Genomic DNA, 25,195 nt, shown 5'->3' with positions numbered 1-25,195 from the left:
TTCCTCCTTAATGCACATTACAAGTTTATTACTTTAACTCCTTGTACGTAGATGTTTACAGAATCTACTGCTAGTCCTACAGTTTGATCTAATGTATATTTCACTTTCGTCTGCACGTTATGTGCCACTTCTGAAATTTTCGTACCATAGCTCACAATAATATACATATCAATATGTACTTCATCTTCATCTTTACGAACAATAACACCTCTAGTGAAGTTTTCTTTTCGTAAAATGTCTGTTAATCCATCTTTTAACTGATTTTTTGATGCCATACCTACGATACCGTAGCAATCTACCGCGGCACCTCCAGCAATTGTTGCAATTACATCTGTACTAATATCAATTTGACCGTACTTCGTTTTAATTTCAATTGACATCTCGTTTCCCCCTTCATAAATGGTGAAAGTGAGCTAGACTACTTTAGTTACTATCATATAATCTTTTTAAAGAAAATTCCATCGTTCTTTCTTTTCACTCTCATATTTTATGTTTTAAATTACACTTTTTTATGATGAGCAAAATAGTCCATTGTTATTATACAACATGTACCACTATAATATGTCAAGCAATTTTTATGGATTTCAACTTTTCTTCATTGACATATAGTGTCAAGTAAATTTTCTTGATTTCTTTTTTCTACGGTGTTGCATTCTCTTTTTAGTTGTGTTAAATTATAGTAGTGTTTTTAGCATCGCATAAAAGACTAACATTGAAAAATTACGTATGGTAAGGTATCAAGGGAGGGAAATATAAATGGCTCGTGTTTGTGCTATTACTGGAAGAAAAGCTCGTTCTGGTAACTCTCGTTCTCACGCAATGAACGCTACAAAACGTAAGTGGGGCGCTAACCTTCAAAAAGTTCGCGTACGCATCGACGGAAAAGTTCAACGTGTTTACGTTTCTGCTAGAGCATTAAAATCTGGCAAAATCGAACGTGTTTAATAATAAAAAAAAGAGCCGCTAGGCTCTTTTTTTACTATACCAATGGAAAAAGCACCGGTAATAGGTGCTTTTTTTAATCTTTTTTGAAGGTATTTAACATTGCACGAACAATTCCACCAAGAAATTTAGGTAACTTAATTGTATAAAATCTCATGGTTTCCCTCCTAATCCCCATTACTCCACTTGGTCACTATATGATGTAAGGAGCAAAATTGTTTCTTCAATCAGTGCTTCTTATCAACATTAATATGCCAGAAGTAAATGAAAAAGTACCTTTTTCCTCAACGAGTTCGTTACTAATACAAAGTGTGGATCCCCATTCTATTGTTTTATTAGTAAGAGGGTATTTAAAAGCAAGTAATGTAATCCCTTCCACTATTTCAGTAACTGGCACAAAAGATACATAAGGGAAATTTTTATTTTCTTCAATTATATGTGTACCCACTTTTTTAACAGTTATTTCATTTTTATTGTCCACAATACACATTTCTATCTCTACTTCTAACCCTTTTAAAAGCATCTGTATATTTGCTAAACCGTGATCAAGCCTTCCACCGGTAGCACCAAAAATACGAATTAGTGCCGGCTTCTGTTCTAACGCCCAATTAATCGCAATTTCTAAATCCGTTTGATCTTTTTCCCGCGGGACAATATGTAATTCGTTCGTTTGCTGTCCCATCCATACTAATTCCTCTTCAGTAACTGAATCGTAATCTCCAAACGCAACAGCCGGAGTAATTCCTTTCTTTAATAGACGGTATACTCCCCTATCAACCGCTGCCCACACTACTTCCTCACTCTCATATCGAGAAAAATCTGCGTAATATTCCGAAGGTCCTCCTGCTAAAATATGAATAATCATTTTTCTTCCCCTTCCATTGTAAAAAGGCAATCTGCCACTCGGTAGATTGCCTTTTTACATATTTTTACCCTATCATATAAATACTTTTCTAGGATAAAAGTTCATCACTACCCACGAATTACGCGAATTGCTTCACCGCGGTCTTTTTGATTATATACTGCTGACCCAGCTACAAGTACATTTGCTCCTGCTTCCACACAAAGTCTTGCTGTTTCAGCATTTACACCACCATCAACTTCAATTTCCACTTCTAGATTGCGCTCTTTCACCATTTCTGCTACTTGTTTAATTTTCGGTAATACAGAATGGATAAATTTCTGTCCACCAAATCCAGGGTTTACTGTCATAAGTAATACCATATCTATATCTTCTAATACATGCTCAATCACTGAAACCGGCGTATGCGGATTTAATACAACGCCCGCTTTAATGCCATGAGATTTAATTAACTGAATTGTACGATGTAGATGAGGACACGCCTCTACATGAACAGTAATAATATCCGCTCCCGCTTGTGCGAAAGTCGGGATATAGTTATCAGGATTTTCAATCATTAAATGTACATCTAATGGTAATGATGTAATCGGACGGATAGCTTCTACAATTAACGGTCCAATCGTAATATTCGGTACGAAATGTCCATCCATTACATCAACGTGAATGTAATCCGCTCCGCCTTTTTCTACATCTTTAATCTCTTCCCCTAATTTTGAAAAATCTGCTGATAAGATCGATGGTGCAATTTTAATCATAACTAATACCTCGGCTTTCTCTCTCTAATTTCTTCTACGAATTGTTTATAATTCTTATAACGATATTCTGTAATCTTACCTTCTTCAACCGCTGCTTTCACTGCGCATTTCGGTTCAGAAAGATGTGTACACCCTCTAAATTTACAGTATTGACTCGCTTCTTTCAACTCTGGAAAACAATATGTAAGATCTTCTACTTCTATATCTATGAAATCTAGTGAACTAAAACCAGGTGTATCCGCAACTAGCCCACTCCCAATTGCAATTAATTCTACGTGCCTTGTCGTATGCTTCCCGCGTCCTAAATGTGAGGAAATATCATTTGTTTTCAGTTCTAATTCTGGACGTAACACATTAAGCATCGAAGATTTCCCAACACCAGATTGACCTGCAACGACAGAAACACAATCTTCTAAGTATGGTTTTAATATATCAATACTTTCTGACGTGTTAATAGAAGTAAATAACACATCATAACCCATCTCGCGATAATCTTTCGCATAAGCTTCAACAGTTGCTTTCATCTTTTCATTCACTAAATCCATCTTGCTAATACAAATAATTGGCTTAATGTTATGATATTCAATCAGCACTAAAAATCGATCTAACAGTCCAGGATTAAAATCTGGTTCTACTGCAGAGAACACGAGGATCGCTTGATCAACATTAGCAATAGGCGGTCTAACAAGTTCATTTTTTCGATCAAATACTTCAAGCACATAACCTTCAGTTGGATTATCTGCCTGAAAAACAACTTGATCTCCTACAAGTGGTGTAATTTTATTTTTTCTAAATACACCTCGCCCACGACATTGCGTAACCCCTTCTTCATGCTGCACGTAATAAAACCCACTTAAAGCTTTTATAATTTTTCCTTCTGGCATAGAATTCTCCTTTTTCGTATAAGGTGATGCTGAATTTAAAAATGAATGGATTTAAATTTTTCAAATAACGATTTCAATACCTATCCTATATACTTTCGCTAATATACAATAAATCTTCCATTAAATGCAAAAAACATTTACAGTTGCATCACTTTACTAGCTTTTTGAATCATATATTTTTGCCTGCTATACCGTCCACTTTGTAGACAGCATAACAGGCAATAATAATAAGTAGACTTTCACTATTATTGAGTTGGATATGGTACTTCTTTGTCAATGATTGTTACTCCATCTCGTACAATTTTATAGTGTCCCTTTGAACCTTCTTGAATTACAAATTCTAAAGAAATAGTCGCTGATTCAGTAATTGTTCTCGTTTCAACCGGTCTATCCATTTTTTGCTGCATATCTTCTTTATAAATTTCTATTGTTTGCGGCTTTTTCTCACCTGTTACAGCAGGCTCATATGGGACAGAAATATTGTCCACTTTTACCGTTTTAGTCACTTTAGGCTTCGGACCATCAGAGATAATAATAGTTACTTTATCTCCCTCTTTTAATGGTGTACCTGGCTTTGGAAATTGTGAAATTACAAGTCCTTTTTCAACTGTATCTGAATACTCTCGTTTTATATCCGAAGTTAGTTTTCTCTCATTCAAATAACCAGTTACACTATTTTCGGTCCACCCCGAAAAATCACCTGGTCTAATTTGATAAGGACCTTTACTTACCCAGATTTTCAGTTCTTGCTCCGCTTCTATAACCATTTGATCAGGCGTCGGAATTTGCTCTACAATTTCACCTTTCGGCTTATCATTTTCAATATAATTTACTGTAACTTGTTTATATTTTTCTTCTAACTCAGTTTTTACACTCTCAAAGTTTTGTCCTGTGAAATTCTTCATCTTACTTTTCTTTTTTCCACCTGATTGATAGATAGTGATTTTAGCGTTTTCTTTTACGACTCTTCCTGCTACAGGATCTGTTTTTATTACATCCCCAACCTCAACATCATCTGTATATACAATATTAGGCTCCGTCACCTCAAAGCCTTTTTCTACTAATGTATTTACAGCTGTCGTGTATTTCATACCAGCCACATCAGGAACTTTCACATCTTTCGGAATAAATAATCCTGGAATAACCGTAAGTGCTAATGTTATTCCTATTGCTAAAAATAAAAATGTTGAAATTAAAACTTTAAGCCACTTGTTACTCCGTTTTTTCTTCTTATCTAACTCAGCTGCTTCTGCTCTTATTGGTTCCTCCGCTTTACTCCCTTTTAAAACAATCGTTTCATCACTTACATTTCCAAATAATTGTTCTTGTTGAATAATCGGAATCGCTTTCGTCGCTTCCATATCTTCCGGTATGTAAAATGGTTGCTCATTTATCCTCTCTGGATATAGCGCAGTTTCAATATCTCGCTTCATCGCATTGGCAGATTGATATCGATGGAACGGATCTTTTGCAGTTGCCTTTAATATAATATTTTCAACACTTTGCGGAATATTTTCATTCCATCTTTTTGGTGATGGGATTTCACTTTGTAAATGTTTTAAAGCTATAGCAACAGCAGATTCGCCAGAAAACGGTTGTCTTCCTGTTAACAATTCAAACATAACTATTCCAAGAGAATAAATATCCGATTGTTTATTTGCTATCCCGCCGCGTGCCTGTTCTGGTGATAAATAATGGACTGAACCGAGTACTGAATTTGTATGTGTAATTGTTGTTGCACTTGTAGCTGTCGCAATTCCAAAATCTGTTACTTTTATTATTCCATCAGCTCGAATTAAAATATTGTGCGGTTTTATATCACGATGCACAATTTCAAAATGATGGGCGTGTGCCATGGCGGATGTTAGCTGCCCCATAATATCAAGAGCTTCTCCTATAGGTAACATCCCTTGCTCAATTATGTATTGCTTCAATGTTTGCCCAGGTACATATTCCATGACAAGATAATATATACCATCTTCTTCTCCGACATCATACATATTCACAATATTTGGATGCGACAACGTTGTAACAGACTGCGCTTCTCGATGGAAACGTTTAATAAACTCTTCGTTATTTGAATAGTCGAGTCTTAATATTTTTACCGCTACATCTCGGCCAAGTATATCATCATGAGCTAAATATACATTGGCCATTCCGCCACCACCTATCATTTTCAGCAGCTTATAACGGTCATTTAAGCGTTTTCCAATCAGCACGTTGCACTTCACCTACTTTCGTTTGTCGAACCCGCATAATCAATAAGAACAAGTGTGATATTATCTTCTCCACCACGATCATTCGCCAATTGAATGAGACGCTGCCCTTTACCTTCAAGCTGTTCATTTAACTGTAAAATTTGTTTCATATCATCAATAGAAACTTTGTTTGATAACCCATCAGAGCAAAGAAGCAACTGATCATCTTCCTCAAGCACCAACGTTTTAACATCTAATCCAACTTTTTCTTCTGTTCCTAACGCTCTTAATAAGACATTCTTTTTCGGATGATACTCTGCGTCTTCCTTTGAAATTTCACCATGTCTCACAAGCTCATTTACAAGCGAATGATCTTCCGTTACAAGCGTCATTTCTCCTTCTGATACCATATAGCAACGACTATCTCCTATATGCCCTATTGTCACAAAACTTGGTGTACAAACAGCTATTATAAGCGTTGTTCCCATACCATTACATTCTACATTTTGCTGAGCGTATTCATATATACGCTCATTAATAATCCCAACACTAGTATGTAACCATTGTTCTACTTTTTTCGGTTCATTCATATTATGCGTTTGCTTCCAATAATCATGGAATAATTGAATGGCCATCGAGCTAGCTACATCACCAGCTCGATGACCTCCCATTCCATCTGCTACTACCGCTAAAACATTTCCATCTAAATTGTGAAAAACTCCTGCACTATCTTCATTATGTTGACGAACTTTTCCTTTATCCGATAGAAATACGGCTTTCATCTCGTCACCTCGTCTCTTCTTTGCGCTCCTTCGCACGCAACTGACCGCAGGCTGCATCAATATCATGACCTTGTTCACGGCGAATCGTTACATTCACTCCACGATCTTTTAACGTTTTCTCGAATAAGAAAATTTGCTCACGTGGCGTACGTACATAATCACGTTCAGGTACGTAGTTTACCGGAATTAAGTTCACATGACATTTTACACCTTTTAAGAGCGCAGCAAGCTCTTCAGCGTGCTCAACTTGGTCATTTTCTCCTCCAAATAATCCATATTCAAAAGTAATACGACGCCCTGTTCTATTTACATAGTATTTAATAGCTTCCATTAAATCCGGTAATTTATAAGCACGGTTAATCGGCATTAATTTTGAACGTAATTCTGAGTTTGGAGCATGCAATGAAATCGCAAAATTAATTTGTAGTTCTTCTTCAGCAAACTTATAAATTTTCGGGATAATTCCACTCGTCGAAACAGTCATATGTCTCGCGCCAATATGAAGTCCTTTTTCATGGTTAGTGATGCGTAAGAATCCCATTAAATTATCGTAGTTATCAAATGGTTCTCCAATTCCCATAACAACAAGAGAACTTACACGTTCTTCTGTTTCATCAAGCGCACGCTGAACTTCTACTACTTGCGCTACGATTTCTCCAGCTTCTAGGTTTCGTTTCAGTCCACCAAGTGTCGAAGCACAGAACGTACATCCAATACGACAACCAACTTGCGTTGTTACACAAATGGAATTTCCATATTCATGTCGCATTAATACCGTTTCAATAGAATATCCGTCATATAATTGGAATAAGAATTTAATCGTTCCATCCGAAGACGTTTGTTTTACTAACGTGTTTAAAGTAGTAATATCAAAGGAATTCGACAATTTATCACGCAATCCTTTAGAAAGGTTTGACATATCCTCATAATTTTTCACACGTTTTTTATATAGCCAGTCAAAAATTTGTCCAGCGCGGAACTTCGGTTCTCCTTGTTCCTTTAACCAATCTTGCATTTCATGAAGTTGTAAAGAGTAAATTGATGGTTTCTTCGTTTCTACATTTTTCTTTTGTTTTCTTACAGTCGTTTCCATGATGCTACACCTTCTTCCTTAAACAAGCAATATAAAAGCCATCCGTTGCAAAATAATGCGGTAAAATTCGTACTTGACCTTCATCAATATACGGACTTAATTTTTCTGGCATACGTTCTTTTATCGTAGTATCCCATTCAAATTCAGGATGTTCTTTTAAAAATTTCTCTATTACTTGTTCATTTTCTATTTTTTCAATTGTGCACGTACTATAAACAAGACGACCGCCTTGTTTTAATAATGGTGCTATTTTTTCTAGTATTGCAATTTGAATCGTCGATAATCTTTCACTATCACCTTTATCTTTTCCTAACTTAATATCAGGTTTACGTCTAATTACACCAAATCCAGAACACGGTGCATCTACCAATATTTTATCAAACGTTTCATTTGCAAAGTGCTCTTGCACTTTTCTAGCATCTAGCGCTTTTGTTTCGACATTTTCTAGACCAAGTCGCTCTGCTTGCTGTTTAATTAAGCGCACTTTGTGTGCATGTAAATCAAGAGACATGACCTTACCAGTTCCCTTTAATCGTTCTGCGATATGCGTTGTTTTTCCGCCCGGAGCAGCACAACTATCAAGAACTGCATCTCCCGTATTCGGTTCTAAAGCGCGTGCTACAAGCATAGAGCTTTCATCTTGAATAGAAAGAAATCCTTTTTTAAACGCTTCTGTATGCGCTACATTCCCTCTTTCAATCTGAATTGCATCATCTGACAAGTCACCACGTTTTGCTTCTATACCTTCACTTGCCAACAACTCAATCGCTTCTTCTACCGTTACCTTATCAATATTCACACGTGCTGTAGGTACAGGAGGTAACATGTTTACTTCACACATTTTCCCTGCAGTCTCTAAACCATATGCAGAAGTCCACTCTTGGACAAGCCAAACTGGATGACTTGTTGCAATTGCAAGACGTTCTACTGGATCTTTGATTTCATCTAATGAAGGTACACCTTCTCGCTGAATTGAACGTAATACTCCGTTCACCATGCCTGAAATCCCTTTATGCCCACGACGCTTTGCAATCTCAACAGCTTCATGAATAGCCGCTCTTTCTGGCACTCGGTCTAAATAAATCATTTGATATAAAGATAAGCGAAGCAATACTCTTACCCACGCCTCAACCTTCTTTTTTAAAAAAGGCTGTAAATAATAATCTAATGTGTCACGACGTTGAATCGTTCCGTATACAATTTCAGTTAATAAACCAATATCTTTTCTATCAATTGCACTTTTTTCAATTAGATTATTTAAAAGTAAGTTGCTATATGCACCACTTTTTTCCACTTGAATTAAACCATCAAGAGCTAATTCACGCACATTTTGTCTCATGCATTTTCTCCTAACTTCGTTCCAATTTCAGGTTTTGTTCCACGTAAAAATTGTGAACAACTCATACGCTTTTTACCAGAAGGTTGCAATTCAGTAATTTTAACACCTGTTTCATTACTAGTTGCTACAACAAAACCATCTTCTTCGACTGCAACAATCGTACCTGCTTCAGCCGGTTCAGTTACAGGTACTTTTTCTCCCCACCATACTTTAACAACTTGTCCTGCTAAAGTTGTATAAGCAACTGGCCATGGATTCAATCCGCGAATGTGATTGTATACTTCTTCACCTGTTTTTGTCCAATCAATCTTCTCTTGCTCACGTTTTATATTGTACGCAAACGTTACTTCTTCTTCGTTTTGTTTAATCGGTTCTAGCTTACCTTGAATTAATAAAGGTACTGTTTTAGATAGAAGATGTGCTCCTGCTTCACTTAATTTATCAAATAATGAGCCTGTCGTTTCACGCTCTTCAATTTCCACTTCCACTTGCGTTAAGATATCACCAGCATCCAATTTTTCTACCATATACATAATTGTAATACCTGTTTTTTCTTTACCTTCCATAATTGCATAATGAATTGGTGCACCACCACGAAGTTCAGGTAGTAAAGAAGCGTGGACATTAATACATCCATACTTTGGTGCTTCTAAAATTTCATTTGGTACAATCTGACCAAATGCAGCTGTTACAATTAAATCTGCCTCTAATGCCAATACTTTTTCATATTCATCTTTTTCACGAATTTTTAACGGCTGCAACACAGGGATACCATGTTTTTCCGCTTCAACTTTAACAGGTGTAGGTGTTAATACCTTTTTTCTACCTACCGGACGATCAGGTTGCGTCACAACACCTACTACATCATAGCCATCTTCAATAAGACGACGAAGCACCGGCACTGAAAAGTCCGGTGTTCCCATAAACACTACTTTTATCATTTAAAAACCGCTCCTTTTAACACCTATTCTAGTTCGTTTTCTTCATAATATCTTGTCACTTTCGATGTAAATAAAACACCGTGTAAATGATCGATTTCATGCTGAATTGCACGCGCTAAAAATCCTTCCGCTTCTAATAAAAATACTTTCCCACGGCGATTTTGCGCTCTTACTTTAATATAATCGGCACGTTCCACTTCACCATAAAGTCCCGGGAAGCTTAAACAGCCTTCGGGACCTACTTGTTCACCACGTTTTTCTAATATTGATGGATTGATTAACTCGATTTTCCCAGTATCATCACCGATATCAATAACCGCTACTTGCAAGCTTACGCCTACTTGAGGCGCAGCTAAACCGACTCCGTCCGCAATTAACATTGTTTCATGCATATCTTTCAACAATTTCACTAACTTTTTATCAAAGTTAATTACTCTTTCGCATGGTGTTTCTAATACTTCATTTGGATGCTTTACTATTTCTAAAACTGCCATATTTCCCTCCGCTACATTAACATTGTTGGATTAAAATCAATTGAGATTTGTAGCTCTTTTTGCATTTCTGCTTGATAATGTTCATTTACCATTTTGAGCACGTTCTTTAAGTTTGGTTCCCGTTTGTATTTTATCATGCATTGATAACGATATCTATCTTTTATCCTTGGAATTGCTGAAGCAACTGGTCCTAACACCATTGTTTGCTGTGAGCAATGCGTTCGTAAATACGAGGCAATTTTTTCCGTCACTTGCACCGCTTTTAATAATTCAGGATGAGATACCGTTACGAGTACAACATAGTAATACGGGGGATATTGTCTCGTTCTTCGCATCTGCATTTCTTGGTCAAAAAACACATCATATTGTTGGTTCTTTGCTAACTCTATACTGTAATGCTCTGGCGTATACGTTTGAATTACAACTTCCCCTGGCAATTCATGTCTACCTGCTCGTCCACTTACTTGCGTCAATAACTGATATGTCTTTTCACTCGCCCGAAAATCAGGTAAGTGAAGCATCGTATCTGCAGTTAAAACCCCAACAAGCGTTACTTTCGGAAAATCTAATCCTTTAGCAATCATTTGTGTTCCGAGTAATATATCTGCTTTTTCTTCCCCGAACGCCTTTAATAATTTTTCATGCATTCCTTTTCGACTTGTCGTATCTACATCCATTCGAATGACTCGCGCCTCTGGAAATAGTTTTGTAATTTCCTCTTCTACCTTTTGTGTACCTGTACCAAAGAAACGAATGTATGTACTTTGACAAGCTGGACACTCTGTTGGCATATTCTCTTCGTAACTACAATAATGACATTTTAAACGATGATTCATTTTATGATATGTCAGTGAAATATCACAATGCGGACATTGTACAACATACCCACAATCACGGCACATAACAAATGTAGAATGACCTCTTCTATTTAAAAAGAGTACCATTTGTTCTTTCTTTTCTAATCGATTTGCTATTTTTTCATGCAGCGCCTTAGAAAACATTGATCGATTCCCATCACGAAGTTCTTCCCGCATATCAACAATCTCTACTGTTGGTAAAGCTCGTTCATTCATACGTTTTTCCATTGTTAGTAGTTCATAAACACCTTTTTTCGCTCTTGCAAACGATTCGAGTGTCGGTGTCGCACTACCAAGAACGATAGGACATTTATGATATTGTCCTCTCCACACAGCTACATCTCTTGCATGATACCTCGGATTATCTTCTTGTTTGTAACTTGATTCATGCTCTTCATCAATAATAATAATCCCTAAATTTTCAAAAGGAGCAAAAACAGCTGAACGCGCACCAACTACAACTTTTACTTCTTTTCTTAAAATTTTACGCCACTCGTCATACTTTTCTCCAACAGACAACGCACTATGAAGAACTGCAACTTGCGAGCCAAACCTACCTTTAAAACGATCTACCATTTGGGGCGTTAGTGCAATTTCAGGAACAAGAACGATAGCTTCTTTTCCTTTCTCGAGCACTGCTGCTATAGATTGTAAATATACTTCTGTCTTTCCACTTCCTGTAACACCATATAGTAAAAATGGATTATAAGTTTCATTTGTAATTGATGATAAAATCGGTGTAATGACTTGTTTTTGTTCCTCCGTAAGTGGAAATGGTTTCGTTTGTTCAAAATCATCATCGTCATACGGGTTTCGGTATACTTCCACATACTTTTCTGAAATGAATCCCTTTTTAACAAGTGCTTTTATTGGAGCATCTGTTATTTGTAACTCTTCTGTAATTACTTTCAACGGTACACTTTTATAATTTTCCACAAAATAATAGAGTACATCTTGTTGTTTTTTACTTTTCAGTTCAAATGCCGCTAATTCCAATTTATCTTCTGGCAACTCCGGCAGAACAACTCTTTGCTTCTTCTTCTGCACTTTATCTTTCACTTGATAAACGACTTCAATCGTACCATTTTTAATTTCTTGTTGAATAGTCCGGTATAAATGTGGCTGTTCCTCGATTACTTCAAAATCAATTGCTTCTTTATCCTGAAATAAATATAGTATTTCAGGTGCTATTTCTTCCTGTTTACAAAGTTGTAGACGTTTTTTATACGTTGCTTTTATCGCTGTTGGAAGCATTACTTGAAAAGCTGAAATCATATAGCATAACGTTTCACTTGTAAGCCAATATCCAAGCTTTAATAATTCATCATTTAAAACCGGTGTTACATCTAATATTTCATGGATTGTCTTTAACTTCTTACTTTCTACATCAACCGAATCTTTAATCCCAATAATAAAACCTTGCAATTTTCTTGGCCCAAACGGAACAACTACACGCATTCCTGTCTGTACAATATCTTCCCATTTTTTAGGGATAATGTAATCAAATGGTCGATCTGTCTGACGGGCAGGTACATCAACAATTACACTTGCAAATTTCATAAACGATCATCTTCTAACATCATTTCAATTTGCTTTAATATTTCACGAGCTACCTCTTTTTTCATTAAAAGTGGCAACTCAATAACTTTTCCATCTTTTCTATACATTGTTACAATGTTCGTATCCGTGCCAAATCCAGCTCCTTGCGCTTTTACATCATTCGCGACAATCATATCTGCATTTTTCTCACGTAATTTTTTCGTTGCGTATTCCTCTACATTTGTCGTTTCAGCGGCAAAACCGATAAGTAACTGTTTATCCTTTTTCTGACCTAACGTTTTTAATATATCCACCGTTCTCTCGAGTTCAATTACAGCATCACCATTTTGCTTTTTCATTTTATTATCATGAACATATTTTGGACGATAATCTGCAACTGCTGCTGTTTTAATGACAACGTCTACGTTTTGATAATGTTGAAGAACTGCTTCTAACATATCTTGTGCAGATTCCACTTGTATTGTTGTTACATGTAACGGTGGATTTAATGCTGTCGGTCCTGAAACGAGTATAACATCAGCGCCTAAATTCGCCGCCACTTCTGCAATCGCATACCCCATTTTTCCAGAAGAAAAATTCGTCATAAAACGAACTGGATCAACCTTTTCACGTGTTGGGCCAGCAGTTATTAATATTCTTTTTCCCTGCAATGGTTTGTGTGCTGAGAAAGCTTCCTCTAACCGTGCAATAATCGCTTCAGGTTCTTCTAGTCGTCCCTTTGCTACATATCCACATGCTAAAAAGCCTTCCCCAGGCTCAATAAATGTATATCCTAGCGTTTTCAACGTCATCATATTTTTTTGAACAATTTTATTTTCATACATATGCACATTCATAGCAGGCGCAATCCATACCGGAGCTGTAGTGGCTAACAAAGTAGTTGTAATCATATCATCTGCAATACCACCAGCTAACTTCCCAATGCAATTGGCTGTAGCAGGTGCGACAAGTACAACATCCGCCCAATCTGCTAAATCAATATGAGCAATAACAGCTGAGTCCTTCTCATCGAATGTATCTGTATATACATCATGGCGAGAAAGTGCTTGGAATGTAAGAGGCGTAACAAATTTCATTGCCGACTCACTCATCATCACTTTTACAATAGCACCAGATTGTGTCAATTTGCTCGTTAACGCAGCTGCTTTAAAAACCGCAATGCCTCCTGTTACACATAGAAGTATCTTTTTCCCTTTTAGCATATGACTCGTCCTCTTTCTTTTTCAAACTTATAATACTGAAATAGAATTTCCAGCTCGTCAGTACCAATATTTCATTCCTTTCGTAAAAAAATAACAACCTACTTGTAAATAGGTTGTTACCGTTACATAGAAAATTATAAAGTCTATGTTTTATTTTGTCGAAGGCAAAGGCTTATTCAGCTACTTTATCTTCACTTGGTACGTAGCTTAATACTTCCGCATCGATTTCTTCTAATGCTTTACCTACACATTTATGAGAAACAGGTTGATCAATAACACAATTGTTAACAATTTGCATTTCACGCGCACGCTTTGCAGCTACTGTTACTAATGTGTACTTAGAATCGATTTTTAGTAGTAATGAGTCAATTGATGGATTTAACATAATTATAGACCCTCCGTCATTTCTTTATAATATTTTGCTACCCTTTCGCGGCGGCAATGTTCGCCAACCACAATTGCTTTAATTCTATCACAAGCTAATTCAACTTGATCGTTTTCTACTACATAGTCGTAAGCGTCCATCATCTCGATTTCTTCTTTCGCTACAGTTAAACGATTTTCAATAACATCTTCAGTCTCTGTACCACGTCCGACAATTCGGCTCTTTAGTTCAGATAAACTTGGAGGTGCTAAGAAAATAAATACACCTTCTGGGAAAGCTTTCTTAACTTGAATTGCTCCTTGCACTTCAATTTCTAAGAATACATCTTTTCCTTCTTGTAATGTTTTTTCAACATAGTCAATCGGTGTTCCGTAATAATTACCGACGAACTCAGCCCACTCAAGTAATTTTTCATTACGAATCATTTCCTCAAATTCTTCTCTCTCTTTAAAGAAATAATCCACACCATCTACTTCACCTTCACGCGGCTTACGTGTCGTTACTGAAATAGAGTACTGAAAACGTGTATCCTCATGGCTAAACAGCTCTTTACGAACCGTCCCTTTTCCGACCCCAGAAGGCCCTGAAAGAACGATAAGCAATCCTCTTCTACTTCTCATAAATATGTAAAACCTACCCTTCCTCACTTAAATCTTCTTTATTATTCAAACGATGTGCAATCGTCTCTGGCTGAATTGGACTTAATACAACATGCCCATCATCCATAACAATAACCGCCCTTGTTTTTCTCCCATACGTAGCATCAAGCAAAGCATTATGTTCGCGTGCTTCCTGTACTGTTCGTTTAATAGGAGCTGACTCCGGACTTACAATAGCAATAATTCGATGAGCAGATACAATATTTCCGTATCCAATATTTAAAAACCGCATGGCCATAGTTTGCGCCTCCTAGTAAGTCTATCCGATTTCTCCACCACGTATAACTTTATATATTTTTTGAAAGCTACTCAATATTTTGTACTTGTTCACGAATTTTTTCAAGGTTATTTTTCATTTCTACGACATATTTTGAAATTGTTAAGTCATTTGCCTTAGAACCAATCGTATTAATTTCTCTATGCATCTCTTGCACGATGAAGTCCATTTTCCTTCCAACAGGCTCTTCAATCTGCAGTGTTTCACGAAATTGATCTAAATGACTTTGCAAACGAACTAACTCCTCATGAATATCACAACGCTCTGCAAACATTGCAACTTCTGTTAGTAACCTTTGTTCGTCTAGATCTTGATTATGTAATTCTTTTAAGCGATTCTCTAATCGTTCACGATATTTTTGTGTAACAATTGGTGCATGTGGAATAATTGCATTTACACAATTGCTAATCTCTTGTAAACGATACGCTATATCTTTATGTAATCGTTCTCCTTCGCCATCTCTCATCGTTTTTAACATATGAGCAGCTTGACGAACAGCCTCATATAAACTGTTCTCAAAATGTTCATTTACATTTTCTATTTCTTCAATTGCTGTTACTTCTGGCATTGCCATTAATTGCCCGAGTGTAATAGAATCTTGTAATTGAAATTTCCCTTTTATATCTTCCATCATCGACTGGTACTGCTTGAGAAGCTGCCAATTCACACTTAATTTTCTTTCAACAAGCCCTTCACCCGCTATACTAATAGACACTTCAATGCGTCCACGTCGAACTTGTTCTGCAATTATTTTACGAATTTTGTCCTCAAATACCATCATTTGCTTAGGAAGTCGAATACTCATCTCTAAAAAACGGTGGTTCACCGATTTCATTTCTACTGTAATTTGAAAAGTATCACTTTCTACTTTCGATCTTCCAAATCCTGTCATACTAGAAATCATTTTTATCACATCCAAGCCATAAAATAACTCAATGAAAAAGGTAATAGAGACAAGGCTCTACTACCTTCTGTAAATTATATCACATTTTCATAAAATTGACTATTTCAAGTTTAATCCCTTCTTATATAACACTGGCTTTTTCTTCTTCTCCTTTTTCCCTGTTAATAAAGAACCTACTAGTAAGAAAGTCGGGATTGACGACAAACCTCCAATTAACAACCAATCTCTTGCTTGTATCGGCATTGTGCTAAAGATCGGTTGTAACGGTGGATAATATATAACCACTAGCATGAGTAGTAACGAAATGATAACCGCCCCTACTAAATACACGTTCCCAAATGGATTACGGTGAAAGACAGAATGCTCACTACGACAATCAAATACATGAATAAGCTGAGCAAGTACCAACGTCGCGAACGCTACAGTTTGTGCATATTTCAGTTCATTTGGATGTTGGTTATACGCAATAATAAACGCTACTAACGTCACTGCCCCAATTAAAAACCCTCGACTTATTATTTTCCACGCAAGCCCTCTAGCGAATACTCCTTCTTTCGGATGGCGCGGCGTTCTTTTCATTACATCTCCCTCAGCCTTATCCAAACCTAATGCCATCGCCGGTAGACCATCAGTAACTAAGTTCACCCATAAAATTTGAATAGGAACCATCGGTAGTGGTAATGCAAGTAACATCGCAAATAACATGACTAAAATTTCTCCAACGTTTGACGCTAATAAGTAGCGAATGAACTTACGTATGTTCTCGTATATATTTCTTCCTTCTTTAATTGCTGATTTAATTGTGGCAAAATTATCGTCTAGTAAAACAAGTGAAGAGGCTTCTTTCGCAACATCTGTCCCTGTAATCCCCATCGCTATCCCAATATCCGCTGTTTTTATGGCTGGGGCATCGTTCACTCCATCGCCTGTCATCGCTACGATATGCCCTTGATTTTGCAGTGCCTTAACAATTTTCAATTTATGTTCAGGTGATACACGAGCGAATACATACGTATCTTCTACAACATTTTCTAATTCCTCTACATCCATATTCGCGAGTTCTACTCCTTCAACAACGCGTCCACCTGATGGTAAAACTCCTAATTGTTCAGCGATCGCCATTGCTGTCACTTTATGATCACCTGTAATCATTACTGTTCGAATACCAGCTTCTTTACACTCTTTTACCGCCTGCGCCACTTCTGGCCTTGGCGGATCAATCATACCTTGTATCCCAACCAACATAAAATCTTTTTCAACATCTCTTTCATGTTCAATAGAATCCGTGACTTTTAAAGGCTTAAATGCAACTGCAATTGTTCGAAGTGCTTGACTACCTAAACTATGAATAGCCGCCTGTACTTCTTTTCTATATAACTCACTTAACGGCTGCTGCTTATCCCCCCATAAGATCGTTTGACTCATTTGCAAGAGAACGTCTGGAGCTCCTTTCGTAACAACAAACTTCTTCCCCTCTCGATCTCGTACAATAACACTCATCATTTTTCGAGTTGAATCAAATGGAAATTCACGAATAATTTCAAATTTCCCTTTCAATGCCTCACGTGTTATCCCAGCTTTCATTGCTGCAGCTACAAGCGCTCCCTCTGTTGGATCTCCATCTAATACGTACGTCTTTTTCTTTTGAATAATATTTGCGTTGTTACATAGTGAACCAAATGTAAGTAGTTGATAAAGTGCTTTTGTCTTAGCTGGATTTACTTCTTTTTCACCTTTCATAAAAGAGCCATTAGGTTCATACCCTTGCCCTGTCACTTTCCACAATTCTCCGCCTGACCACATATGTGTTACCATCATTTTGTTTTGCGTCATTGTTCCCGTTTTATCAGAGCATATAACAGAAGCACAGCCTAATGTTTCTACGGCTGGTAACTTCCTTACAATTGCTCTCTTTTTTATCATACGCTGTACACCAAGCGATAAAGCTACTGTAACAATTGCTGGCAATCCTTCTGGAATAGCCGCAACAGCCAACGACACGCCAGCTAAAAACATATGATATACTTCATTCCCTTGATACACGCCAGCTAATACAACGAGTGCTGTCAAAATAAGAGCCACAATAATTAATATTTTTCCGAGTTGCTCTAACCTTCTTTGCAGTGGCGTTTCCATTTGCTCTGCATTTTGTAACATATTTGCAATTTGACCCATCGCTGTATTCATACCAGTTGCTACAACAACGCCTGTTCCAGATCCTCGCGTAATCATTGTCCCCATAAAAGCCATATTTTTTTGATCACCAATTGCAACCTCTTGCCCTTGCAATGCTTCTACCTTCTTTTGCACAGGTACGGACTCCCCTGTCAAAGCAGACTCTTCAATATACAAACTTGATGCCTCAACAAGACGCACATCAGCCCCAATACGATCACCACTGGAAAACTTAATAATATCACCTAAAACGAGTGCTTTAGATGGTGCTTTTACCCACTTCCCATTCCGCATTACAGTAACTTGCGGGGCGGCTAGTTCCTTTAAAGCTTCCAATGATTTTTCAGCTTTTCTTTCTTGAAAAAAGCCGAGAATACCATTGATAATAACAATGGCAACAATAGCAATAGAATCAATGTATTCACCTAAAAATGCAGAAACAATTGTTGCTCCAAACAAAACAAGTACCATGAAATCTTTAAATTGCGCTAAAAATACCATTAGTGCAGAAGGCCTTTTTGCTTCTTCTAATTCATTTGTACCAAATTTCTTTATTCGCCCTTCTGCTTCTTTCTCTGTAAGACCAACCTTTACATTTGTATTCGTTCTTTCTTCCACTTCATGTGCTCGCATTCCATACCAGTTCATCCTGCTATCGACCTCCTGATTCCAGACATACTCTATTGAAAGCTTATTCAGCCTCGTCCAAAAAAATGCTATAATTAACTTTTAGTTAGAAAGGAGTGTTCATTTATGGCATTCGATGGATTATTTACAAGAGCGATTACACATGAAATTGCAAATTCTCTTTACACAGGAAGAATTTCCAAAATATATCAACCTTCAAAATACGAGATCTTATTACATATTCGAGCGAATGGAAAGAATCAAAAACTAATTCTTTCATCTCATCCTACATATGCGCGTATGCACTTAACGAATCAAAACTACGATTCGCCAGCAATACCGCCGATGTTTTGTATGCTTCTTCGTAAACATTTAGAGGGTGGGTTTATTGAAAAGATTGAACAAATCGACTTAGAACGTATTATTCAAATTACAGTTCGCAGTCGTAATGAAATCGGAGACGAATCATTAAAAACATTAGTAATTGAAATAATGGGACGACACAGTAACATTATCTTAGTAGATACGAAAACAAATGTTATTTTAGATAGCTTAAAACACATATCTTTAGCGGTAAACCGCCATCGTACTGTGTATGCTGGAGCTGAATATGTTGCCCCACCAGCACAACATAAGGTTAATCCGCTTCTTATCGAAACAGAAGATGATTTTATTAGACCGCTAGACTTTTTATCTGGAAACATGGACAAACAAATTGTCGGAGCATTTATGGGAGTTTCTCCATTATTTGCAAAAGAAGTTGTAAATAAAGCAGGTATGGCAAATGAAAAAGCATTATGTGCAGCGTTTTTCTCCATACAAAAACCATTGCTAACTCATACATATTCGCCAACAATGATTACTGCAAACGGGAAAGAATTCTTTTATCTTTTCCCTCTTACACACTTGCAAGGAGAAGAAAAAACATTCTCATCTGTTAGTACATTGTTAGACCGTTTCTTTTTCGGAAAAGCGGAGCGAGACCGTGTAAAACAACAAGCTCATGATTTAGAACGCTTTATGCAAAACGAAAAAAATAAAAATGAGAAAAAACTTATTAAACTTGAAAAAACATTACAAGATGCTGGAAAAGCAGATAAATATCAACTATTTGGAGAGCTACTTACAGCTAATATGTATGCTTTAAAAAAAGGCGATAAAGATATTGAGGTCGTTAATTATTACGATGAAAATGGCGGAACTGTAAAAATCACATTAGATCCTTTAAAAACACCATCTGACAATGCACAACGCTATTTCCAAAAATACCAAAAAGCAAAAAATTCAGTTGTTGTTGTAGAAGAACAAATCGAAAAAACCAATGAGGAAATTCTTTATTTTGATAGCTTACTTCAACAAATGGAAGCTGCTTCTTCAAAAGATATTGAAGAAATTCGTGAGGAATTAGCAGAAGAAGGATATGTGCGTAATCGTAAGACGAAAAATGCAAAGAAAAAACCTACAAAACCAGTATTGGATAAATATGTAGCTAGTGACGGTACAGAGATTTTCGTTGGGAAAAACAATAAGCAAAATGATTATTTAACAACAAAATTTGCCCGTCGTGATGAAATTTGGTTACATACGAAAGACATACCTGGCTCTCATGTTGTCATTCGTTCTTTAGAACCTGCTGAAGAAACTGTGTTAGAAGCTGCAAAAATTGCCGCTTATTACAGTAAAGCAAAAGAGTCTAGTTCTGTACCCGTTGATTTCACAAAAATACGTCATGTAAAAAAACCGAGTGGTGCAAAACTTGGATTTGTTACATATGACAATCAGCAAACTGTATATGTAACACCTGATGCTGATACTGTAATGAAATTAAAAGCGTAAATATAAAAATGCGTTGCTTATAAGCAGCGCATTTTTTATTTATTTTCAATTTAGTTGCTATATCCATTCAATATTGTCAAAAAAATTGACAGTGTCATTTCACATTTGTATAAATTTTTTTACAGTATGTAAATAAAGTACAAGTGTAACTCCAATCAATATTTTTTCATCCCCCTACTATTTATTGAAGCAATCTGGATTTTATGAACAAACCATCTCCCGCAAATGGCGGGCTATTTTTTTACCTCCCCCTAAAATACATGTCTTCCCTACTATCTTTTCTTCAAATATACATTTTGGCACGCTATTTGCTTTATTCAATACTGTGAATAGGGGGAATTAATATGACTTTGAAAATTAATAAAATCCAAAATCAACTTCAAAACTATGAAATTGACGGATTACTGATTACAAAAAAAGAAAATCGCCAATATGCAACAGGCTTTACAGGTAGTGCTGGCGTCGTCTTAATCTCTGCGGATAAAGCTGTTTTTATCACTGATTTTCGCTATGTAGATCAAGCGAAATCACAAATAAAAGATGCTGAAATTATTATGCATACAGGAAATTTAGAAAAAGAAATTGCAAATCAAGTATCGAAATTAAACATTCAAAAACTCGGAATTGAAGAAAACAACATGACATTGCAACAATATAAAAACTTACAAAAATACGTACATGCGGAAATAGTTCAAGTGTGCGAAATCATCGAAAATATTCGTATCATTAAAGACATGCCTGAAATAGAAACAATGAAAATCGCAGCTAATATTGCTGACGAAGCATTTCACCACATCCTTACGTTTCTAAAACCAGGAATAAGTGAAAATGATGTACGAGATGAGTTAGAATTTTTCATGCGAAAAAAAGGGGCTACATCCTCTTCATTCCAAATCATTGTAGCTTCTGGCGTCCGTTCTTCACTTCCTCATGGAGTTGCATCAAATAAAATAATCGAACGAGGCGACGTCGTTACATTAGATTTCGGTGCACTTTACGATGGATATTGTTCTGATATAACACGTACTGTAGCAATTGGGGAACCATCAGAAGAATTCAAAAAGATATACAATATTGTACGAGAAGCGTTAAAACGTGGGACGGAAGCGATTAAACCTGGGGAAACTGCGAAAAGTATCGATGATATAACGAGAGATTACATTACTGAGCATGGATACGGCCAATATTTTGGACACTCTACTGGTCATGGTCTTGGGTTAGAAATTCATGAACCTCTCCGCTTATCCCAAGAAAGTAAAGCTACTTTAGAAGAAGGTATGGTTGTTACAGTGGAACCAGGCATTTATATACCAGACTGGGGCGGTTGTAGAATTGAAGATGATATTGTCATCACAAAAGATGGATATGAAGTTATTACAAAATCAAATCGAGAACTAATTGTCATACCTTGTTAAAATCATGACCTTTTTAAAAGGAGTTTTTCGCTGCACATAGAATTCTTTCTCTGGAGTCATCGTTTAAAGAGGGGGAATTTTAATTGAACTTTGTAATTGATAAAATAGATGGTTTACAGCCTGAATTTTCCAAACTTGTTTCCATGATGAATTACGCTCGCTATACAACAATGCAAGCGGTGGAGGGTTTAACAATTGAAGAACTTGATTATTTGTATGATGAAGAAGCAAATTCAGTCGGCATGTTATTGTACCATATGGCCGCTATTGAATTTTACTACCAGATTCATACTTTTGAAGACCGTGAACCAACGGAGGCTGAGTTAGAACGGTGGTTACCTGCGATTGAGTTAGGAGATCTTGGACGCGAGAAAATAAAAGGCAACTCTATAGAATTTTACATAAACACATTACAAGAAGTACGTTCCAAAACGATTGAGACTTTTCAATCGTTACCTGATGAATGGCTATTTAAAACGACAGACTTTTGGTATGACAAACCAGCAAATAACTATTTTAAATGGTTTCACGTATTTGAAGATGAGATCAATCATCGCGGACAAATTCGTTTAATTAAAAAGATGCAAAAAGCTCCTTCAGTAAAATGAGAAAATGCCACCGAATAAGGTGGCATTTTCTTTTATTCATTAGCGAATAGCTTTTCATTTACTTTTTTGGCGACTACCGCTACCAACGTTAAAATGCATATTAAATATATCAATTTCGCAATAAATAACCACCCTTGAAACATTACAATTCCGTCTATGATCTCATTTCCTTTCAATAACAAAAACGGAATTGTGCTAATTATAATGACAAACTCGATGCTGAAAACAATTTTCCTTTTTCGGCTATATGCTTTCCATTCATTCCAGCGATACATAGGTGCAAAAATCAATACTCCTATACATAATATAATCGGTATCCATTCACTTTTAAGAAATTGCCCTGAAATAACTGATAATAGTAAACAAACGAGCACACCATAATACCCTATTTTCTCTCTCATTCGTACTCCCCCATTCTACCTCTCCTTTAATATGTAACTTGCTATACTTATAACAATTTTCAGAAAAATAACTACTACAATTACAATATAAAGACCTTTTGCAGACGACATCCATTCTTGAAAAATAGATATTTTCTCCATCTGTTTCTGCCCTTCTATTAAAATAAACCCTACAGAAAGTGAGCAAACACCAATGATACCTAGCATAATTCCAATACTTTTCTTACTATATTCTTTCATATCATCCCAGTTATATAACAGTACAAAAACAAACCCGAAAACAGGTATGATACTGATCCATTCATTGTTTGTAAACAGATTTAAAATGATTAATAGACTACAAGATATGATAAATCCCCAAAATCCAATTTTTTTGCGCATAAGCCCTCCTTGAATTCCATTTTTAGGATTAATTGTATTGTAACATCCATTTTCCATCCTTGCCATTACAGTACATGAAATTTCACTTTTTCTTTTTTCCTATACTCACATACTTTCACTGCTTTCATACAATAAACTACACGAATGCCTAAAGGATGTGAATGTGATGGGAGTTGAATTAACACTTTTACACGCCCTCTATATTCTTTGTTTACTCACTATTATTACCTTTTTTATTCTCCGAAAAGACACGACGATCATTTGTATCGTTTTTATCTTTTTATTAGCATTAACCGCTACAAGTTCTATCCCACTTGCCATTAGCGGGATCTTTCAAAGCTTCATTTACGCTATCACTGAACTATTACCAACTATATTAATCATTTCCATTATCGTATCGATGAGTAACCTACTCGTTCATACTGGCATAAATGATACGATGATTTCACCATTTACAAAGATGATTCGTACCCCTACACTCGCCTACTGGATTATCGGCCTTTTAATGATGACCATTTCTTTCTTCTTTTGGCCTTCTCCAGCTGTCGCCTTAATGGGGGCTATTTTATTACCAGTCGCTGTACGCGTCGGTCTTCCTCCAATTGGAGTTGCGATTGCTATGAACTTATTTGGACACGGCATTGCCTTATCTGGTGACTTCGTTATTCAAGGTGCACCGAAATTAACCGCAGACGCAGCTGGCCTTCCTGTTTCCAGCGTCGTTTCTGCCAGTGTTCCCCTCGTTATCGTTATGGGCGTTGTTACAACTTCCGTCGCTTTTTTCTTCTTACGAAAAGAATTTCATACAGGATTATCATTGCAAGACACCTCTTCATCAACGGAACCATCTAAAACTACTATTTTATTATCTCCTCGCATAAAGAAATGGCTCGCTATATGTATTCCTATCATATATATCATTGATATCCTTTGCATGATTCACTTTAAACTACAAGGAAGCGACGCAACTGCACTTATCGGCGGGACGACTGTTATTATGATTATCATCATTTCTCTCATCACCTATAAAGGGAATGGACTGAATAAAACGACCGATTATTTTATAGAAGGGCTTCAATTCGGATTTAAAATCTTCGGTCCAGTTATCCCAATTGCTGCACTCTTTTATTTAGGAGATAGCGGATTTGTAAAGATTATTGGAGACTATTTACCGAAAGGTTCACATGGAATCATTAATGACTTAGGAATCGCCTTATCTCAAACTGTTCCTTTAAATCAATATGTATCGGCGGGAACATTAACTATTGTTGGTGTCATAACAGGCTTAGATGGATCTGGTTTTTCCGGTATATCGCTTGCTGGTTCGATTGCAAACCTTTTCGGCACAGCACTCGGACATGGAACAGCTACATTAACAGCACTCGGGCAAATTGCAGCTATATGGACTGGGGGCGGGACGTTAATTCCATGGGCGCTTATTCCTGCTGCTGCGATTTGCAAGGTAGATCCATTTGAACTTGCACGCCGAAACTTTTTACCAGTTGTGATTGGCTTACTTGTCACCACAATCGTTGCGATGTTTATTTTATAACGTAAGTAAGTGTTATCTTGCTTACGTTTTTTCATTGTAAAATTCATCATGAATTACTGATTTTTA

Annotated in this window: 25 protein-coding genes; 5 read left to right on the top strand and 20 right to left on the bottom strand. The window is 36.5% G+C overall.

Annotated elements, in window-relative coordinates; translation table 11 throughout:
* Positions 1-17 precede the first annotated feature (17 nt).
* On the bottom strand, positions 18-380 hold the full coding sequence (locus tag COK05_RS23995) for an Asp23/Gls24 family envelope stress response protein (protein WP_000021109.1): 363 nt from the start codon (positions 378-380) through the stop codon (positions 18-20).
* 376 nt (positions 381-756) lie between these two features.
* Here COK05_RS23995 and rpmB point away from each other — a divergent pair, with 376 nt between their 5' ends.
* The gene (gene rpmB / locus COK05_RS23990) at positions 757-945 is read left to right on the top strand and encodes a 50S ribosomal protein L28 (RefSeq protein ID WP_000124776.1); all 189 of its coding nucleotides are present in this window, start codon (positions 757-759) and stop codon (positions 943-945) included.
* Positions 946-1,018: 73 nt separating this feature from the next.
* On the opposite strand, the gene spoVM is transcribed toward rpmB, so the two are convergent.
* The 17 genes from spoVM to COK05_RS23905 form a co-directional block, all read right to left on the bottom strand.
* Positions 1,019-1,099 (bottom strand): stage V sporulation protein SpoVM, encoded by an 81-nt coding sequence (gene spoVM, locus COK05_RS23985; protein WP_001213599.1) that lies wholly within the window; start codon positions 1,097-1,099, stop codon positions 1,019-1,021.
* Between the two features lie 66 nt (positions 1,100-1,165).
* On the bottom strand, positions 1,166-1,807 hold the full coding sequence (locus COK05_RS23980) for a thiamine diphosphokinase (RefSeq protein ID WP_098614536.1): 642 nt from the start codon (positions 1,805-1,807) through the stop codon (positions 1,166-1,168).
* Between the two features lie 107 nt (positions 1,808-1,914).
* Complete coding sequence (rpe, locus tag COK05_RS23975; protein WP_006928335.1) at positions 1,915-2,559, bottom strand: ribulose-phosphate 3-epimerase; 645 nt, start codon at positions 2,557-2,559, stop codon at positions 1,915-1,917.
* 2 nt (positions 2,560-2,561) lie between these two features.
* Positions 2,562-3,443, bottom strand: coding sequence for a ribosome small subunit-dependent GTPase A (rsgA, locus tag COK05_RS23970; protein ID WP_098614535.1), 882 nt, complete (start codon positions 3,441-3,443; stop codon positions 2,562-2,564).
* Between the two features lie 245 nt (positions 3,444-3,688).
* Positions 3,689-5,662, bottom strand: coding sequence for a Stk1 family PASTA domain-containing Ser/Thr kinase (pknB, locus tag COK05_RS23965; RefSeq protein WP_098614534.1), 1,974 nt, complete (start codon positions 5,660-5,662; stop codon positions 3,689-3,691).
* Between the two features lie 8 nt (positions 5,663-5,670).
* Positions 5,671-6,423, bottom strand: a complete 753-nt coding sequence (locus tag COK05_RS23960; protein ID WP_098614533.1) for a Stp1/IreP family PP2C-type Ser/Thr phosphatase — start codon at positions 6,421-6,423, stop codon at positions 5,671-5,673.
* Positions 6,424-6,427: 4 nt separating this feature from the next.
* A complete protein-coding gene (rlmN, locus tag COK05_RS23955; protein ID WP_000450550.1) occupies positions 6,428-7,516 on the bottom strand; it encodes a 23S rRNA (adenine(2503)-C(2))-methyltransferase RlmN in 1,089 nt (362 codons plus the stop codon).
* A gap of 4 nt (positions 7,517-7,520) precedes the next feature.
* Positions 7,521-8,855 carry a 16S rRNA (cytosine(967)-C(5))-methyltransferase RsmB gene (rsmB, locus tag COK05_RS23950; protein ID WP_098614532.1) on the bottom strand — a complete coding sequence of 445 codons (1,335 nt, stop codon included), beginning with the start codon at positions 8,853-8,855 and terminating at the stop codon, positions 7,521-7,523.
* The gene (fmt, locus tag COK05_RS23945) at positions 8,852-9,796 is read right to left on the bottom strand and encodes a methionyl-tRNA formyltransferase (RefSeq protein ID WP_098614531.1); all 945 of its coding nucleotides are present in this window, start codon (positions 9,794-9,796) and stop codon (positions 8,852-8,854) included. The genes rsmB and fmt overlap by 4 nt, the downstream gene beginning before the upstream one ends.
* Positions 9,797-9,819: 23 nt before the next feature.
* Positions 9,820-10,290 (bottom strand): peptide deformylase, encoded by a 471-nt coding sequence (gene def, locus COK05_RS23940; protein WP_098614530.1) that lies wholly within the window; start codon positions 10,288-10,290, stop codon positions 9,820-9,822.
* An 11-nt stretch (positions 10,291-10,301) separates the two neighbouring features.
* Positions 10,302-12,707, bottom strand: coding sequence for a primosomal protein N' (gene priA, locus COK05_RS23935; protein ID WP_098614529.1), 2,406 nt, complete (start codon positions 12,705-12,707; stop codon positions 10,302-10,304).
* Entirely contained in the window at positions 12,704-13,909 is a 1,206-nt protein-coding gene (gene coaBC, locus COK05_RS23930) for a bifunctional phosphopantothenoylcysteine decarboxylase/phosphopantothenate--cysteine ligase CoaBC (protein ID WP_098614528.1), read from the bottom strand. Before coaBC ends, priA begins: the two co-directional genes overlap by 4 nt.
* Before the next feature lie 172 nt (positions 13,910-14,081).
* Entirely contained in the window at positions 14,082-14,294 is a 213-nt protein-coding gene (gene rpoZ, locus COK05_RS23925; RefSeq protein WP_098614527.1) for a DNA-directed RNA polymerase subunit omega, read from the bottom strand.
* Positions 14,295-14,296: 2 nt separating this feature from the next.
* On the bottom strand, positions 14,297-14,914 hold the full coding sequence (gene gmk, locus COK05_RS23920; RefSeq protein WP_001257741.1) for a guanylate kinase: 618 nt from the start codon (positions 14,912-14,914) through the stop codon (positions 14,297-14,299).
* Between the two features lie 13 nt (positions 14,915-14,927).
* Positions 14,928-15,191 (bottom strand): extracellular matrix/biofilm regulator RemA, encoded by a 264-nt coding sequence (gene remA / locus COK05_RS23915; protein ID WP_001251456.1) that lies wholly within the window; start codon positions 15,189-15,191, stop codon positions 14,928-14,930.
* A 67-nt stretch (positions 15,192-15,258) separates the two neighbouring features.
* On the bottom strand, positions 15,259-16,134 hold the full coding sequence (locus COK05_RS23910; RefSeq protein ID WP_098614526.1) for a YicC/YloC family endoribonuclease: 876 nt from the start codon (positions 16,132-16,134) through the stop codon (positions 15,259-15,261).
* A 99-nt stretch (positions 16,135-16,233) separates the two neighbouring features.
* Complete coding sequence (locus tag COK05_RS23905; RefSeq protein WP_098614525.1) at positions 16,234-18,957, bottom strand: calcium-translocating P-type ATPase, SERCA-type; 2,724 nt, start codon at positions 18,955-18,957, stop codon at positions 16,234-16,236.
* 105 nt (positions 18,958-19,062) lie between these two features.
* Between COK05_RS23905 and COK05_RS23900 the strand changes: the two genes are divergently transcribed.
* The 3 genes from COK05_RS23900 (at position 19,063) to COK05_RS23890 (ending at position 22,795) form a co-directional block, all read left to right on the top strand.
* Positions 19,063-20,772, top strand: a complete 1,710-nt coding sequence (locus COK05_RS23900; RefSeq protein WP_098614524.1) for an Rqc2 family fibronectin-binding protein — start codon at positions 19,063-19,065, stop codon at positions 20,770-20,772.
* A 344-nt stretch (positions 20,773-21,116) separates the two neighbouring features.
* Positions 21,117-22,187, top strand: a complete 1,071-nt coding sequence (locus COK05_RS23895) for a M24 family metallopeptidase (RefSeq protein ID WP_098614523.1) — start codon at positions 21,117-21,119, stop codon at positions 22,185-22,187.
* 83 nt (positions 22,188-22,270) lie between these two features.
* Positions 22,271-22,795, top strand: a complete 525-nt coding sequence (locus tag COK05_RS23890; protein WP_098614522.1) for a DinB family protein — start codon at positions 22,271-22,273, stop codon at positions 22,793-22,795.
* A gap of 32 nt (positions 22,796-22,827) precedes the next feature.
* Here the strand turns inward: COK05_RS23890 and COK05_RS23885 are convergent, their stop codons facing one another.
* A complete protein-coding gene (locus COK05_RS23885; protein ID WP_098614521.1) occupies positions 22,828-23,196 on the bottom strand; it encodes a YoqO family protein in 369 nt (122 codons plus the stop codon).
* A gap of 15 nt (positions 23,197-23,211) precedes the next feature.
* Entirely contained in the window at positions 23,212-23,643 is a 432-nt protein-coding gene (locus COK05_RS23880) for a YoqO family protein (protein ID WP_141539234.1), read from the bottom strand.
* Between the two features lie 100 nt (positions 23,644-23,743).
* On the opposite strand from COK05_RS23880, the gene COK05_RS23875 reads away from it, so the two are divergent.
* Positions 23,744-25,129 carry a hypothetical protein gene (locus COK05_RS23875; RefSeq protein ID WP_098614520.1) on the top strand — a complete coding sequence of 462 codons (1,386 nt, stop codon included), beginning with the start codon at positions 23,744-23,746 and terminating at the stop codon, positions 25,127-25,129.
* The last annotated feature ends 66 nt before the right edge of the window (positions 25,130-25,195 follow it).

Origin of the sequence: Bacillus cereus (assembly GCF_002567495.1) — a bacterium.
In the GTDB taxonomy this organism is placed as follows: domain Bacteria; phylum Bacillota; class Bacilli; order Bacillales; family Bacillaceae_G; genus Bacillus_A; species Bacillus_A cereus_AQ.
Note: the sequence above shows the minus strand (reverse complement) of the source record. Positions and strands in the feature narration are given on the sequence as shown.